Here is a 13,983-nt window from a genome sequence, read left to right as displayed (position 1 = left end):
TTGGAGATGATACTGATTATGAAGAAATATTTCAAAGTTATTATTTGTTTTATAGGTTTAGTTTGTGCGATGATTTTAATTTTGGGGATATCCTTTTCTTATATTACAAATTATAAGAAGATAACTATTGATACCTCGAATTCGCCAGATAGAAAATACGAATTGACACTTCAGGCAGTCGGAGAACCAGACTGGCCTTTTGGTTCAGCAAGTGGACGATTAGTCCTTATGGAAAGCAAAGATAAGATATCTCAAACAGATTTTGAATTGGACAATGACGGTGGAAGCATCACCAGTAGTTGTTGGAAAGTTACATGGTATGAGGACTATGTAGAAGTAATCCTGTCAGGCGAAGAACAATTTGATGAGCAAGTCATTTTATATTTTGATGGTACGGTAGATATGAAACAGTTGCCTAATACAGAAGTTGCAGAGCAAGAAAATGATACATCTGTTGAATATACCACGAAGCCTGATAGCATTGATCTGGGAGAATCAAATCAAAAAAATATTACAGAGCAGGTAGATAAAGCGAAAAAAGCAGAAAGCTGGACAATGGATGAAAGTAATGGAACCATGTATTTCTTTTTGGATGAACAGAATGGATGGCGTTTAGTGGTAGTAGATGCGGCTGCTGGAAGTAGATTTTACGTTATGGAACGGACTGCTGATGGCGGTGATACTTGGGAGCGAATTAACGAAGATCCTTTTGATAATCAAGCAGGCGTTGCTGAAGGGGTGATGTTTTTGGATGATAATTTTGGAATTGCAGGACTTGCAGGTGCATCTCAGTCTGATTCTACACTATATATTACAAAAGATGGAGGAAGATCATTTGGTGAGATAAAATTGCCAATGAGTACGGTTACTGAATTACCAGAATCTGCAAAAGAATATGGATTTACAGTAGAGGATTATGATTATTTAAATATGCCTCAAATAGGTGCTACAACATTGATAATAATGGTTACAACAGATAAAGTGGAGAACGATGGAATTGTATTTGAATCAGAAGATGGTGGAGACACATGGAAATATAGAGGGGTAACTCAAAATTAGTAGTATTATTATAAATTGGGTAAAGGTTCAGTGGTATTGGCCTTTACCCAATTTTTTCCATGATAATAGAAAGTTAGCTGTACAGGAGATACTTTATTGTGTCCAGATATTCATGTCAGATAATATAGACATGGTTATTTCAGCAGCATTACTTCCGGTAGCGTTGTTATCGGCTCCAATATTAGTAGCAAAAAAGTATGTATTATTTACGATTTCGATATAGCCGATAAACCAGCCATTCACATCTTGTCCACCTACACGTCCGGTTCCTGTTTTTCCGTAGAATTTTCCAGTATTGGAAGAGGAAAGGCAGATGGAGTCTTTTACAGCATTGATATTTTCAGAAGAAAAACCTAAGCTATTGTTTTGCAGTTTCATCAAAAGTTCAACTTGCTCCACTGGGGAAATCTTTAAGGAGGATTCCAGCCAATAAGTGGAGAGATCGCCACTCACATTTTCATTTCCATATCCGATTTGCTGAATGTAGTTGTAAATGTTAGTGGATGCAAGTTGTTCGTCTATTGATTGGAAATACCAGTTAACAGAGGATGTCATCGCAGACTGTAAGGTCTGATCAGCGTTCCATGCTTCAAACGGATAGCTTTCTCCATTCCATGCAATAAAGGAATCTTCTGGTGTAATGACACCTTCTTCCAATCCAAATAAAGCATCATATATCTTGTAAGTGGAATCCGGCGCAACTCGTAGCGTAGCATGTTCTATATCATGTATGCTCCAGGCATCATTTCCCAGATCGTATAAAACAAAGCTTCCTTCGTATTTTCCAAAGTATTTAGAAAAATCTACATATGAAATATTTTCTGAGGAAGATTTCCATTGGTAGTGACTTTCGTCCACTGCATATGTAGAAATAAAAGGTGTAAGTCCCATTATTAGAACTGTGGTCAGTATAAAAGCAGTCATGCCTTTTAACTTCTTGTAAAACGTTGGTTTCTCATAAGAAGCGATGTTGATAATGCGACGCTTTATTTGTTTCATGTTTCCGCTAAGGTTGGCGGCAAATGGAAAAGGAGAAAAGGAGACCTTTTCTATAAAGTTGATCAGCGTATTTCCGTAATCCTCATAATCGTCCTCTTCAAGCATTTTTAGAACAGAAGTGTCACAAGCAACTTCTCTGTCATTACGCATTTCTCTTAGTGCAAACCAGACAAAGGGGTTAAACCAATAAAGCACTCCGGCAAAGTTCATAAGATAATTGGCAATAGCATCTTTGTGCTTATAGTGCTGCAGTTCGTGTAACAGTATGTACCGCATATCGGATTCGTTGTAATCAGAGATCAGATGAATCGGCAGATAAATACATGGTTTCAAAAGTCCCACAATAATCGGAGATTTCAAAAATGCAGTACTGTAGATAGGGATATTTCTGTGAATTCCCATTTCCTCCAAACATCGATAATATAGTCTGCGTACTTCTGGGTTCTGAAGGGGAAGTGCAGATTTCTCCAAATTGCGTAGGCGGAGTGAGGATTTGATTACTAATATGATCATTGCAAAAATGCCTACAATCCATATCCCCAATAATATGTATCCGGCAATGGATGGTGTCTCGCTATTTACAGAAAGTGCGAAATCATTCATCCAGTCTGTATTTCCGATTGGATGAATTCCGACAGCTTCTCCCATAGCAGTTGCGGCACTAGAAGCAGGAGAGCTTCTTAAGCTACCAAGCCACGAGAAGATTTGTGGAGATCCGATGAGACGGAACGGTATAAAGGGAACTGCCAGCAACCCAAGAAGCAGGAACCACAGATTATACTGCATCCGGCTGGACAGGTTGTTTTTGAATATCCGCTTGGCTATCAAAAGAATTCCGATGATACCGCTGATAAATACATTGCATAATAAAAAGAGTATCATAAAATTAGCCACGTTAATTTCCTCCTTTTTTTGACCTATTGGAAAGAAGGGAGCGAAGCGTTTCTATCTCTGTTTCGGATAATTTGTCATTTTCAATGTAGGCAGACAACATAGCAGTAATATCCCCATCATAATAGCGATTCAGGAAGGAATTACTTTCCTGACTAATGTATTCACTTTCTTTTACTACTGGGGTGTAAACGAAAACACGACTCTGTTTTTCATAAGTGAGTACACCTTTGGTAACAAGACGCTTAATGAGTGTCTGTATCGTTTTAGGACTCCAATTTGTGGTCTGTAGTAGTCTGTCTGTGATTTCGTTGGTACTGATTGGAGCATGTTTCCATACGATTTTCATGACTTCAAATTCTGCTTCGGAAATCTGTGGTAAATCGCCCATCTAATATCCCTCCTTAAATCTTACGAATGTAATAAAATTATTATAAATGTTAGTATTCATACTGTCAATTCAAATAAATAGGTTGATTTTAAATCTTACTTATGTAATAATTAAAATATTACATAAGTAAGATTATTGAAAGGAGATAATAAGTACAAAAAATTGGAAATAAGAAACCCAATAGTTTCGCACAGCTACTATTGGGTTTATCAATAAGTAGGATTATCTTGTTTTCGCAGTAATTCAAGCAAATAGCGAACCATAGGTAATAAATCATTAGCTTCCTGTTCCGTGCAATCATTTAATAAGGTAAGGAGCTTCTGTAGATTTGGCTTCTGGTCGTTGCTATCCGGGTAGAAAATCTTGTCAGCTGGTATCTTCAAATATGTAATCAATGGATACAGCTTCTCAAATTTTGGGTTACCACGTCCGGCTTCTATGTTCAGTATGGTACGTTGATCAAGATTAAGAATTTCTGCCAGCTTTTCCTGTGAAAGACCGAGTTCTGTGCGGTATTCACGTACTGCGTTGGCAAGATTTTGTTTTATATCCTGCATTGTAATTCACCTCGATTGTAGTTTATATTACACATCGGCATGAGTGAATTGCATTGGAATACAGAGTGAATATGGAGTACAGTACATGATAAAACATAAGTGGAAAATACGAGAAAAAAGAATATCAGTAGAAAAAGTAGCAAGAACTTACTACACACATCGAGGTGTATCGTAATGAAGTTAAAAACTTCAATTCGATACACCTTTTTTGATGGGCAAAATCAGAGAGTAGTTTGGTTCTTTTCCGATTTTCTGTCATTAGTCTGCTGAACTGACGAACTGCGGTTAAGATATTGATTCAGATTATCTAATTTTCTGTTGAGAGCATTGATTTCTTTCTCAGCAGATTTATAGGTTTTCTGTAAGGTTTCTTTCTTCGAATACAAAGAATTGTATTCGTTACGGAGCTTTTCAATATCTAGAGTTTTAGGGTTCATTCCAAGGCGTTTTAACATATTTTCTGCACCGTCATGGAGTAGAAGTTCTGTTTCGTGACTTCGCAGGTAAGCATCCGGATTTTTGGATTTTTGATATCGGACATGATAGATATGATTGGTCTGATATTGCTCAGCATATTTCAAAATCTGTCCTAAATCCTTTAACTGATGCTCGGTTTCAACAAGACTGTTTCGTGCAGTTTTGGCAAGAACCGACTTAGCTGCAAGCTGTTTTTCCAACTCGGCAATGGATCCTGTTTCACTGTAACTGCTGGCAGCAATTTTAAGGTTTTGGATGTCCGCCCAGTGCTTCAGACCGGGACTTTGTTCAAACTTTTCTTCCGAGGTGTCAATGAGCTTTTTGGAAGAATAATCTTTGACAAGCTGCCTCTTTCTTGTAGGAAATGGAATACGCTTTTTAGGCTGTATCAATGCCTTTTCTTCGATCCGTTCCTTAATTCGTTCTTTGGTGTATTCCGAACCTAAAGAGTTGGCTCTGCCACGGATAAAATGCTCACAGTCAAGTGGTCGGAATGAGATATATTTTAAAGATTTTTCATCAAAGGTTTCGCCTTTAATCTCGTATCCTTTGGCACGGATAAGGTCAAGAAAGTCCTCATAAGTATCAGCAGTTTGGATGGCTTCGTCAATGTCATTTTTGAGCCTGGTTTTCCATGAGGAATTGTTTTTATTAGAGAGCCATTCCTTGTATGTTTTTCCACGCTGGTCAGTTGGTGGCAGGACGGATAACTGATGCTCGGAACACAGCTCATCATTCAGATGCCGTATGTGATAGTAGGTCTTTTTACAGTCATGGTATTTCTCATGATTGATGTTATCTGCAGCACAGAAAATGATGTGGTTGTGAACGTGTCCTTTGTCAATGTGGGTAGCCACAATGTAAGAGTATTTTCCTTCCAGTAGTTTGTCGGCAAGCTCTATGCCGATTTGATGAGCTTTCTTATAAGATACTTCTCCGGGCATAAATGCCTGTATTAGATGAAAGGCTTTGTTTGGGTCTGCCTGATTGGTTTTTGACAGGGCAAACTTGAAATCAAAAGCAGCAGTTTCCGGACTGCATCCAAAGGAAGAAATGAGAATGCTTTCATCTGTCTTTGCAGGGTTGCAGATGTAATCTACTGCTTTATTGACGGTTGCTTGGATAGCATGGATTTTTGTGATTGCCATACCTGTTTCATCAGCTCCTTTACCTCTTTTACATCGGCTTCATAGACGTTGCCCGTGGCGTTCATACGCTTGGCAATCTGGTTTAAATTGTTCCCGATGCGAGAGAGGATTGTGTTGTATTCCCGTAGGTGTTCATAGTTTACATCATAGACATATCCGTACAAAATCAGATGTCGGATAAAGACGGATTTGCTTTTCATATTGGAGGCTTTCCACTTCTGTTCTAGGATGTACTGTTCATCATCGCTAAGATATATTTTCAATTCATTTTGTCTTTCTCTTTTTGCCATTGCTTTGTCCTTTCCCTTCCTTATTTATGAAGAAGATTTTGTAATATGCCGTATCCGGCAGTGTGCTTTTTGAACGTAAAAATTCAGAAATTCCCGTGGAGTTATTACTGAGTTTTTGAGTGCAAAGGGGGTCAGGGGATATGCCCCATGCAAGCCAATTTTATCAAGTTTCTACTTGGAAGAAATTTGGGGAAATGGTGCCTGTGAGGGAACACAGGCAGTGCTTGCTATCTTTGGCAAATTGCCCGCAGGGAATTTGCGAGTTTTAGGCTGCATAGGCAGCCTGTCCAAAACTCATACGGGCGATACCGCCCATTTATGGACAGCGTCCGGCTGTCCGGCTTCGGAGAACGGCATAGGTAATAAAAAAACTGCCACGGTTCACAGCAGGCATCAGATGCCTGTGAAGTTCCATAGCAGTTTGTGTGTCTTTTTATGAATTTGTGATTTTATCCATAAAAGATTTTAGCAACCAGAAGCTGCAAAGTCAATAAGAGAAAGCAGGAGAGAAAAGAGTATTTATTTTGGGATAAGTTTAGTTGATTGTATCAAAAGTGGTTGCGGAAAAAAGCCTGCTTTAATATGAAAGGTTTTTTCCGGTTCGTTTTTTACAATGAGATTGGAGAATTTACAGAAAGGAGGTAAAGCATGAATACGGCAGATCGCAGAGCTGAAATAATAAATATTCTGCTTGTCAGACGTCGCATTACGGCGAAAGAACTGGCAGACGAATTTCATGTTACGGTTCGCACAATACAAAATGATATTCAGGCTTTATCTCTTGGTTTTCCAATCTATACGAAACAGGGAGGCGATGGTGGAATTTTTGTTGGAGAGAATTATAAGCCGTATATGAATACGCTGACTCCTCTTGAACTGAAAGTTTTACAGGAAATGTATGAACTGGCAGAGGGGATACATAAGAAAGTTTTATTTCAGGTTATCTGCAAGTATGGACCGAATAAGCTGGAACTCTAATCTTGTCATTCCGCTAAAGCACATAATTTTTACAACACCGTTTATAGCAGACGGAAGTGTGCTTATGTGCTTTTTGGACTGATAAGTCCAGAGTTGATTTTATCCCAAATGCAGGCAGAAGCCTGTGAATGTACCTTGACAATTTCATATACAAATGCGTACAGGACGTGTGGAATATGTGGAGCCACTATGCGGACACGCCAAGAGATACCTGCTTTCTTTTATAGAGAAGGTTCATACGAAGGAATACTGAAACTTGGTATTGAAGTTAAGGTAAGTAGCGAGGAATGTCTGGCAAAATGTGTAGCAGTTGCACGGGGCAAAGATACATATTTTTGATAATGATACTTCCGGAGAAATCCGGTCAATTTGGATGACGGTGCGATACCGATGTGGGCAGAGTAATGAACTGCCACCTGTATGGATTTTTTATTATCTGCTGATGAGAGATAGGAGCATGGGTTCCTGTTTGTCATGGGCAGATAAATTGCTGCCTATTTTATTAGGAAAGAGGTGATAGTTGTGGAGCGAATGAAAAATGGAAAGAGGTTTGTTCGCTACAAAGAGGGAGCAGAAATGTATAGTATGTGCCAGAGCAAGTTTGAGCAGATGGCAAAGGATGCAAAGGCAATCTATAAGGTAGACAAGCTGGTGCTTGTAAACTGCGATATTTTTGAGGAATATTTGGAAACTTTTAGAATGTATGTGTGATGATTTTTATTCAAGAGATTTTGCAGTAGAAAACACTTGACTTTTCGTATACGAAAAGTATAATGGTATATAGAAGTGATTGGAGGTGCATACAGATGGCTAAAATGGGTAGACCAAAATCTGATGCCCCAAAGCTGAATACATTAAGTGTAAGGGTAACAGATAGCGAGCTGCAAAAGCTAAAGGAATATGCGGACAGTCACGGAATGACCATAACTCAATTATTGCATACAGGTGTTGATTTATTACTTAGGACACCGGATGCAGAGGTGCAAAATCTCTTTCCTTGAAGAAAGGAGTAGAGATGGCAAAAGCAAGAAAAGACAACAAAGGCAGAGCATTACGGAAGGGGGAATCTCAGAGAACGGATAATACATATGTATATACTTACACTGATCCGTTCAAGAAACGCAGATTTGTATATGCCAAAGATTTGCAGACACTAAGACAAAAAGAAGCAGATTTGATAAAAAATCAGCTTGATGGATTAGATGTTTATGTAGCTGGTAGTGCGACTTTGAATTTTGTATTTGACAGGTATATGTCAACGAAGTATGACTTACGCAAGACAACACGTTCCAATTACAATTATATGTATGACCATTTTGTAAGGGACGGATTTGGACAGAGAAAAATAGGAGAGATAAAGTATTCCGATGTGATGTATTTTTATTACTATCTGTTGAATGAGAAAGACTTGCAGGCAAATACAGTCGATACGATTCATACGGTGCTTCACCCTACATTTCAGTTGGCAGTGCGTGACGGAATAATCCGCACAAATCCTTCTGATGGTGTCATGGCAGAAATCAAAAGAAAAGCAGGGAAGAACAAAGGCATTAGACACGCTTTGACGGTGGAGCAGCAGAGGGCTTTTATGAATTATACCGCAAACAATCCAATCTTTTATCATTGGCATCCATTATTCACAGTTTTATTGGGAACCGGATGCAGAATTGGAGAAGTGATTGGTTTAAGGTGGGAAGATTTGGACTTTGAAAACCGTCTTATCAATATCAATCATAGCGTGACCTATTATGCCAGAGAGGGCAGTAAAACACGCAAGTCAGAATTTGCGGTGTCACTTCCAAAGACAGAAGCGGGTATCCGGACTGTTCCGATGATGGATGCGGTTTACAATGCATTCAAAGAGGAATATGAGGTGCAGAAAGAAAATGGTTTCAACAGTACCGTGATTGATGGTATGACAGGCTTCATTTTTTGTAACCGCTTCGGTAATATTCATAATCCACAGACTGTTAATCGGACGATTAAGAGGATCTTGGAGAACTATAATGCTGAGGAAGTAGTCAATGCCAAAAAGGAGAGACGGCAGCCTGTTATTATTCCACATTTTTCCTGTCATCATTTACGGCATACCTTTTGTACGAGGTTCTGCGAAAAGGAAACAAACATAAAAGTCATTCAGGCTGTCATGGGACACGCTAACATCGAAACAACGATGGATATTTATGCGGAGGTCACAGACGCAAAGAAAAAAGAAGCAATTGAAAATTTATCACACAATCTTGATATATTTTAGGGAAGAGTCCTTAAAATTGAATGTGTGAATTACAACTACAAAATCATTGATTTACTACTTAGTTACTACGAATTTTGCTTGCATGGTACTGAATAATACATGATAATACGTTGCAGAGAGTTAGCAAATACGTGGTAATACTTCATAATAGGGAACAATACCTCTTCTTCTTGGGTATTCCCGACAATGAAGTCACAGGGGGCAGCAAAGAACGAAGCAAACAATGCTGCACAGGAAACAAAGCCAGTTGAGAAGATTGATTTTTCCAAAGTAAAAGTTGAGCCATTATTCGAAGAAATGGTTGATTTCGATACTTTCAGCAAGTCAGATTTCAGAGCTGTAAAGGTAAAAGCATGTGAAGCAGTTAAGAAATCCAAGAAGCTGTTACAGTTCACTCTGGACGATGGAACAGGCATAGATCGTACCATTTTAAGCGGTATTCACGCTTATTATGAGCCAGAAGAACTGGTTGGAAAAACACTGATTGCTATCACAAACCTGCCGCCAAGAGCTATGATGGGAATTGATTCCTGTGGAATGTTACTTAGTGCAATCCATGAGGAAGAGGGCGAAGAAAAACTTCATCTTCTGATGGTTGATGACCATATTCCAGCAGGTGCAAAGTTATACTAAGAGCAAAAAATAATAATAAATAATCATGTAGTTTGTACCAATTTTCGAGGTTTTGTACCAATACGTTCCTTTCTTTGGTCTATTTTTGCATTTCTCGTTGTCAACTTAGAAGCTTTTTTGCCGCGCTGCTGCTGTTCGGCATTATTACGGGAACGCTGATTACACCGGAGGAGCTCACTGTCAACTACATTGTGTTCATGGTGGCCGCGCTGCTGCTGTTTACCGCCAGAACGGCGGTCATGAACGGGCTGATTCTGAGCAGTATGCTGCTCTATATCGGACTTGCTTTCTTTGCGCAGCACAACCCAATTCTATCCAAAAACCTAGTGAATGTTATTCTGTACGGGGTGCTGAGTATGCTTCTGACTGCCACGATGATGCGAAGCAAGCTCCAGAGAATCCTGTACCATAAGGAAAAGGAAACGTTGGAAGTCAGCAAGCGCGAATCGCAGGAACGAATCCTGAATTACGAGAGATTCCTCACGGACATGGTTCGGTATGCCGCTTCAGAAGAAAATCCGGACAAAGTACTGAATCAACTGGTGGAGTATATCGGACAGCGTGTGACCGCCGATCGAGCGTACATCTTTGAACAGAATGACCGCGGAACGTTTGACAACACCTACGAGTGGTGCAAAGCGGGCGTATCCAAAGAAAAAGATAACTTGCAGGATGTGCCGTATGAAGGCATCATTGAAACATGGTTTGCACAATATCAAGAATCCAACAATGTCATCATCCATGACATTGAAGAATGCAAAAAAACAAGCGAAGCCATCTATGAACGGCTGAAACCTCAGGGTGTCAATACCCTTGTGACAGGGCCAATCAAAATCAACGGCAAGATGGTCGGATTCTACGGTGTGGACAATCCTCCCGAAGAGAAACTGCATGAGATCTCGAATCTGATAGATATGATCGAGTTTATGATTTCTTTTATGATAAGACTGCGCGATAATGCAGATGCACTGGAGTACAGTGCATTATATGACCAGCTCACAGATTGTAAAAACAGAAAAGCACTGGATTGGGCGTACACAGAAAAGCTGGAGAAGTACTTTCCCCTGGCGGTTGTCATGTGCGACATAAATGGCCTAAAGGAAATAAATGACCAAAAGGGACATGATGCCGGTGATAAATTCATTGTGCAGACCGCACAGACGCTGAAATCTGTGTTCGGAAAGCGTCATGTGTATCGGTTTGGCGGAGATGAGTTCATTGCGGTTCTGCCAAACATCACACATCCGGCGTTTCAGAAACTACTGGAAACGGCAAAAAGCCAACTGGGTGCTACCGCGTCCCTCGGTACGACGATAAGCGGCACAAAGGACACGGATTTTGAGTCGCTTCTGAAAGCCGCAGATGCGGAAATGTATGAAAACAGGAAGCAATACTACATCGTGACAGGAAAAGATCGGAGAAAGCACAGCTTGTGAGAGGGAAAGACCGTGAACCTGATAATTGAATTAAAAAAAAGGAAGAGATATTGACCCTGGCGCGTTGATATCTCTTTTTTCGTGAAAGAAAAGACTACTCTGCAATTGTCCATAAAATGAAGAGTAGCCTGATCCAATGCCCGGATGGAGGGTGATGCATCTCCTGTATTTAGGGGTGCATTAGGGGGTGCAATTGTTTCCTTGTACCAAAATGGTGGTTGCAATGAATGCAAAGTAGGCTGTTATCTGTACTCCCGAAATCCTTTATTTTCAATGATTTTTGCATTTTTATATACAGTTAGCCTAATCTGAGTTATAATGAGAACAGCCTATACGGGTGTACTCTATAACGATAACGCAGGAGGGCATTATGGCTATCGTTAAAAAATGAAACAGCATCCGCCATTACCGCCGTCAAGGTATGAGGTTGGCATCTATTGCCGGGTCAGCACTGCAAGTAAAACACAAGTCGTGAGCGCTGGTCATCAGCTTTCCGGCCTTATTGCGGATGTGGCTAATAGCCAGCAGGAGCGGCTGTATGACGTCTATTTGGATATTCAGTCCGGCAGGACATCAGATAACCGTAAGAATTTAATGCGGTTCCTGGACGATTGCAGAGCCGGGAGAGGGACTCTTGTGTACACCAAGTCCATCAGCCGATTTGCCAGAAACACGGTGGATGTTCTGACTATTGTTCGGGAACTGAAAAAGGTGAATGTCCCGGTCTACTTTGAGAATGAGCAGCTGTATTCCTTTGACAAGGAAGCGGAACTTGCAATCAGCCTTCATGGAGCCATTGCCCAGGGCGAGTCTGAGAACAAGAGTGAGAATATCAAGTGGAGTCTGGATAAGGCTGCCCAGAACCCGGATGCACAAATATATAACCGAAAATGCTACGGATACAGCAATTCCGAAGATGGCAGCCTGGTAATCAACGAGTCGGAGGCAGAAGTAACATTGAGCGCCATGCAGATGGTACGGTAACCAGAAAGGTCAAGAGGTACACTGGGAAGAAAGAGTGAATATTGGTTTAAAGAGTATTTTGACTCGTTGTTTAGCGATTTGGTTAAATCCCAATAAATTAATTTTATAGGGAACAGAAAATTTGAAGTTGCAGAATTGATAAATTTACCTTTCGAAGAAAAAACAGTAATCTTGTATAAGAATAAAAAAACAAGCATTATCCATCAATTCAAATATAAGGTAAAAAAGAGTATCAACCGACGAGGAGAAAAATAGATGAATATTACAAGTCTTGAAATTGCACAGGCAACAATGGATATGTTCTTTTGTTTGTTCTGTCTAATAATATTTGTTTCAATTAAAGCAAATAATCCAAAACAGAAGAGTATGAGGATGTTCGTTCGATTATTTCTTATTGCTACAGTTCTGTTTTTTGGAGAGACTTTGGCATATATTTTTAGAGGTAACCTTGGTCTTTTTAATATTTTAGTAACTAGAATTGCTAATCTTATGGTATTTGCTATGAACATAGCAATGGCAAATACCTATGTTAGGTTTGTTAGTTCTGTTTTTGTTGAAAAAGGTGCTGAAGTAAGTGGCAATAGTGTTAAAATTGCCAATATCTTTTCGTGCATTAATATTTTCATTGTTGTGGTTAATTTGTTTTATCCATGGATGTATTATTTCGATGAGGCAAATTATTATCACAGGAATAATTCCTGGTATGTATATACACTAATATTACTTGTCGTCATATTTATAGGAGCAGGTATGGCGATTAAGTATAGAAAGTATTTGAAAAAACGAAGCTTCATTTCAATGATGCTGTTTTCGTTTATTCCAATAATTGCAACAGTTGTACAGTCCTTTATTTATGGATTTTCTATAACCAATTTAGGACTGGGAATAGGTTCATTCGTAATGTTTGCTGCATATATGTATGATTGGTCTCATAATGGGGATGAACATACGAATATGATTAATGACAGCAGATTTGATTCTGTTATTATGTTTATCATAATGCTACTTAGCATGAGTGTTTCCATCATAGCATGTGTGAATGTGATTCAGCAGGTAACTAAGGAAAACTCTGAAATACAGAGCAGAACAATTGCGCAGATGGTTTCAGCAAAGGTTGAGAATGAATTTATTAAGCTAATTACTGTTTCTCAGACGATTAGCAGTGATATTGATATAAGAACCTACATAGAGGGGAAAACCAGAGAAGAGGCGGAGAGTGTCAAAGACGATATAACTAATCGTCTGGTATCCATTGGTAATGAATTTGATTATAAAATGGTATTTGTTGTTTCGGATAAAACAAGAGCATATTATACATATAGTGGAATAAGTAGGTATCTTGATGTTGAAAATGACAGCCATGATATATGGTATAAGGATTACTTGGATTCAGGGAAAAGATATATAGTTAATGTTGATACTGATGAAGATAATAACGGGAGTCTTTCGGTGTTTATTAATTACGGTATTATTGACACGAATGGAGACATTTTGGGAGTATGTGGTGTCGGAGTTGATATGAATGACCTTGTAGACATACTTGCCAGGTTCGAGGAAGAATACAATATCAAAGTATATTTAGTTAATCATGATGGACTTATACAGGTTGATACGGATGTAAGTTCTATAGAAACAGGCTACTTGGATAATTCATATTTTGGCAATATATCAGATGATGATTTTTATTATCAGTTATCGGAGAATGGCTGTTATATGACCAAGTATCTCGAAGGATTTGATTGGTATATAGTAATAAGAGATAATAATCCTGTTAAATTGGATGTAAATAAAATTATACTGTTACTGATCTCATGAGCTGTCACCAGACTGCTCACACGAATTGTCACCGGTTTGCTTAAGTTCTTGTCATCGGTAACAGCGAGTTC

General features: G+C 39.1%; 13 protein-coding genes and 1 pseudogene. 9 read left to right on the top strand and 5 right to left on the bottom strand.

The features are described from left to right. Positions 1-18: 18 nt before the first annotated feature. The gene (locus ACTNC6_RS13740) at positions 19-1,059 is read left to right on the top strand and encodes a WD40/YVTN/BNR-like repeat-containing protein (protein WP_441044372.1); all 1,041 of its coding nucleotides are present in this window, start codon (positions 19-21) and stop codon (positions 1,057-1,059) included. A 93-nt stretch (positions 1,060-1,152) separates the two neighbouring features. Here ACTNC6_RS13740 and ACTNC6_RS13735 read toward each other — a convergent pair whose 3' ends face one another. From ACTNC6_RS13735 to ACTNC6_RS13715, 5 genes are all read right to left on the bottom strand, one after another. Continuing rightward, on the bottom strand, positions 1,153-2,952 hold the full coding sequence (locus ACTNC6_RS13735; RefSeq protein WP_441044371.1) for a BlaR1 family beta-lactam sensor/signal transducer: 1,800 nt from the start codon (positions 2,950-2,952) through the stop codon (positions 1,153-1,155). 1 nt (position 2,953) lies between these two features. Beyond that, complete coding sequence (locus ACTNC6_RS13730; protein WP_441044370.1) at positions 2,954-3,340, bottom strand: BlaI/MecI/CopY family transcriptional regulator; 387 nt, start codon at positions 3,338-3,340, stop codon at positions 2,954-2,956. 209 nt (positions 3,341-3,549) lie between these two features. Further along, positions 3,550-3,897, bottom strand: coding sequence for a helix-turn-helix transcriptional regulator (locus ACTNC6_RS13725; protein WP_002582159.1), 348 nt, complete (start codon positions 3,895-3,897; stop codon positions 3,550-3,552). A gap of 221 nt (positions 3,898-4,118) precedes the next feature. After that, positions 4,119-5,522 carry a relaxase/mobilization nuclease domain-containing protein gene (locus tag ACTNC6_RS13720; RefSeq protein WP_441044369.1) on the bottom strand — a complete coding sequence of 468 codons (1,404 nt, stop codon included), beginning with the start codon at positions 5,520-5,522 and terminating at the stop codon, positions 4,119-4,121. Next, on the bottom strand, positions 5,471-5,812 hold the full coding sequence (locus tag ACTNC6_RS13715; RefSeq protein WP_112483074.1) for a MobC family plasmid mobilization relaxosome protein: 342 nt from the start codon (positions 5,810-5,812) through the stop codon (positions 5,471-5,473). The genes ACTNC6_RS13720 and ACTNC6_RS13715 overlap by 52 nt, the downstream gene beginning before the upstream one ends. Before the next feature lie 648 nt (positions 5,813-6,460). On the opposite strand from ACTNC6_RS13715, the gene ACTNC6_RS13710 reads away from it, so the two are divergent. From ACTNC6_RS13710 to ACTNC6_RS13675, 8 genes and pseudogenes are all read left to right on the top strand, one after another. Next, complete coding sequence (locus tag ACTNC6_RS13710; protein WP_112483072.1) at positions 6,461-6,790, top strand: helix-turn-helix transcriptional regulator; 330 nt, start codon at positions 6,461-6,463, stop codon at positions 6,788-6,790. A 531-nt stretch (positions 6,791-7,321) separates the two neighbouring features. Next, positions 7,322-7,501, top strand: coding sequence for a DUF6462 family protein (locus ACTNC6_RS13705; protein ID WP_112483070.1), 180 nt, complete (start codon positions 7,322-7,324; stop codon positions 7,499-7,501). Positions 7,502-7,596: 95 nt separating this feature from the next. After that, positions 7,597-7,791 carry a CopG family transcriptional regulator gene (locus ACTNC6_RS13700; protein ID WP_066548902.1) on the top strand — a complete coding sequence of 65 codons (195 nt, stop codon included), beginning with the start codon at positions 7,597-7,599 and terminating at the stop codon, positions 7,789-7,791. 14 nt (positions 7,792-7,805) lie between these two features. Next, positions 7,806-9,044, top strand: coding sequence for a tyrosine-type recombinase/integrase (locus ACTNC6_RS13695; RefSeq protein WP_112483068.1), 1,239 nt, complete (start codon positions 7,806-7,808; stop codon positions 9,042-9,044). Positions 9,045-9,218: 174 nt separating this feature from the next. Next, positions 9,219-9,677 (top strand): annotated as a pseudogene (locus ACTNC6_RS13690) (lysine--tRNA ligase); the annotation flags it as partial. A gap of 74 nt (positions 9,678-9,751) precedes the next feature. Next, the gene (locus ACTNC6_RS13685) at positions 9,752-11,113 is read left to right on the top strand and encodes a diguanylate cyclase domain-containing protein (protein WP_441044368.1); all 1,362 of its coding nucleotides are present in this window, start codon (positions 9,752-9,754) and stop codon (positions 11,111-11,113) included. 387 nt (positions 11,114-11,500) lie between these two features. Continuing rightward, entirely contained in the window at positions 11,501-12,097 is a 597-nt protein-coding gene (locus ACTNC6_RS13680) for a recombinase family protein (RefSeq protein ID WP_441044367.1), read from the top strand. A gap of 255 nt (positions 12,098-12,352) precedes the next feature. Next, on the top strand, positions 12,353-13,912 hold the full coding sequence (locus ACTNC6_RS13675; RefSeq protein ID WP_441044366.1) for a cache domain-containing protein: 1,560 nt from the start codon (positions 12,353-12,355) through the stop codon (positions 13,910-13,912). Positions 13,913-13,983: the final 71 nt, after the last annotated feature.

Origin of the sequence: Blautia sp. HCP3S3_C4 (assembly GCF_052064095.1) — a bacterium.
In the GTDB taxonomy this organism is placed as follows: domain Bacteria; phylum Bacillota; class Clostridia; order Lachnospirales; family Lachnospiraceae; genus Blautia_A.
This window is presented reverse-complemented; position numbering and strand designations above follow the sequence as displayed.

Coding starts and splice junctions, on each gene's coding strand:
- ACTNC6_RS13700 (WP_066548902.1), top strand. CDS start 7,597: ATGGCTAAAATGGGTAGACCAAAATCTGATGCCCCAAAGCTGAATACA.
- ACTNC6_RS13720 (WP_441044369.1), bottom strand. CDS start 5,522: ATGGCAATCACAAAAATCCATGCTATCCAAGCAACCGTCAATAAAGCA.
- ACTNC6_RS13675 (WP_441044366.1), top strand. CDS start 12,353: ATGAATATTACAAGTCTTGAAATTGCACAGGCAACAATGGATATGTTC.
- ACTNC6_RS13680 (WP_441044367.1), top strand. CDS start 11,501: ATGAAACAGCATCCGCCATTACCGCCGTCAAGGTATGAGGTTGGCATC.
- ACTNC6_RS13695 (WP_112483068.1), top strand. CDS start 7,806: ATGGCAAAAGCAAGAAAAGACAACAAAGGCAGAGCATTACGGAAGGGG.
- ACTNC6_RS13725 (WP_002582159.1), bottom strand. CDS start 3,897: ATGCAGGATATAAAACAAAATCTTGCCAACGCAGTACGTGAATACCGC.
- ACTNC6_RS13740 (WP_441044372.1), top strand. CDS start 19: ATGAAGAAATATTTCAAAGTTATTATTTGTTTTATAGGTTTAGTTTGT.
- ACTNC6_RS13705 (WP_112483070.1), top strand. CDS start 7,322: ATGAAAAATGGAAAGAGGTTTGTTCGCTACAAAGAGGGAGCAGAAATG.
- ACTNC6_RS13710 (WP_112483072.1), top strand. CDS start 6,461: ATGAATACGGCAGATCGCAGAGCTGAAATAATAAATATTCTGCTTGTC.
- ACTNC6_RS13730 (WP_441044370.1), bottom strand. CDS start 3,340: ATGGGCGATTTACCACAGATTTCCGAAGCAGAATTTGAAGTCATGAAA.
- ACTNC6_RS13715 (WP_112483074.1), bottom strand. CDS start 5,812: ATGGCAAAAAGAGAAAGACAAAATGAATTGAAAATATATCTTAGCGAT.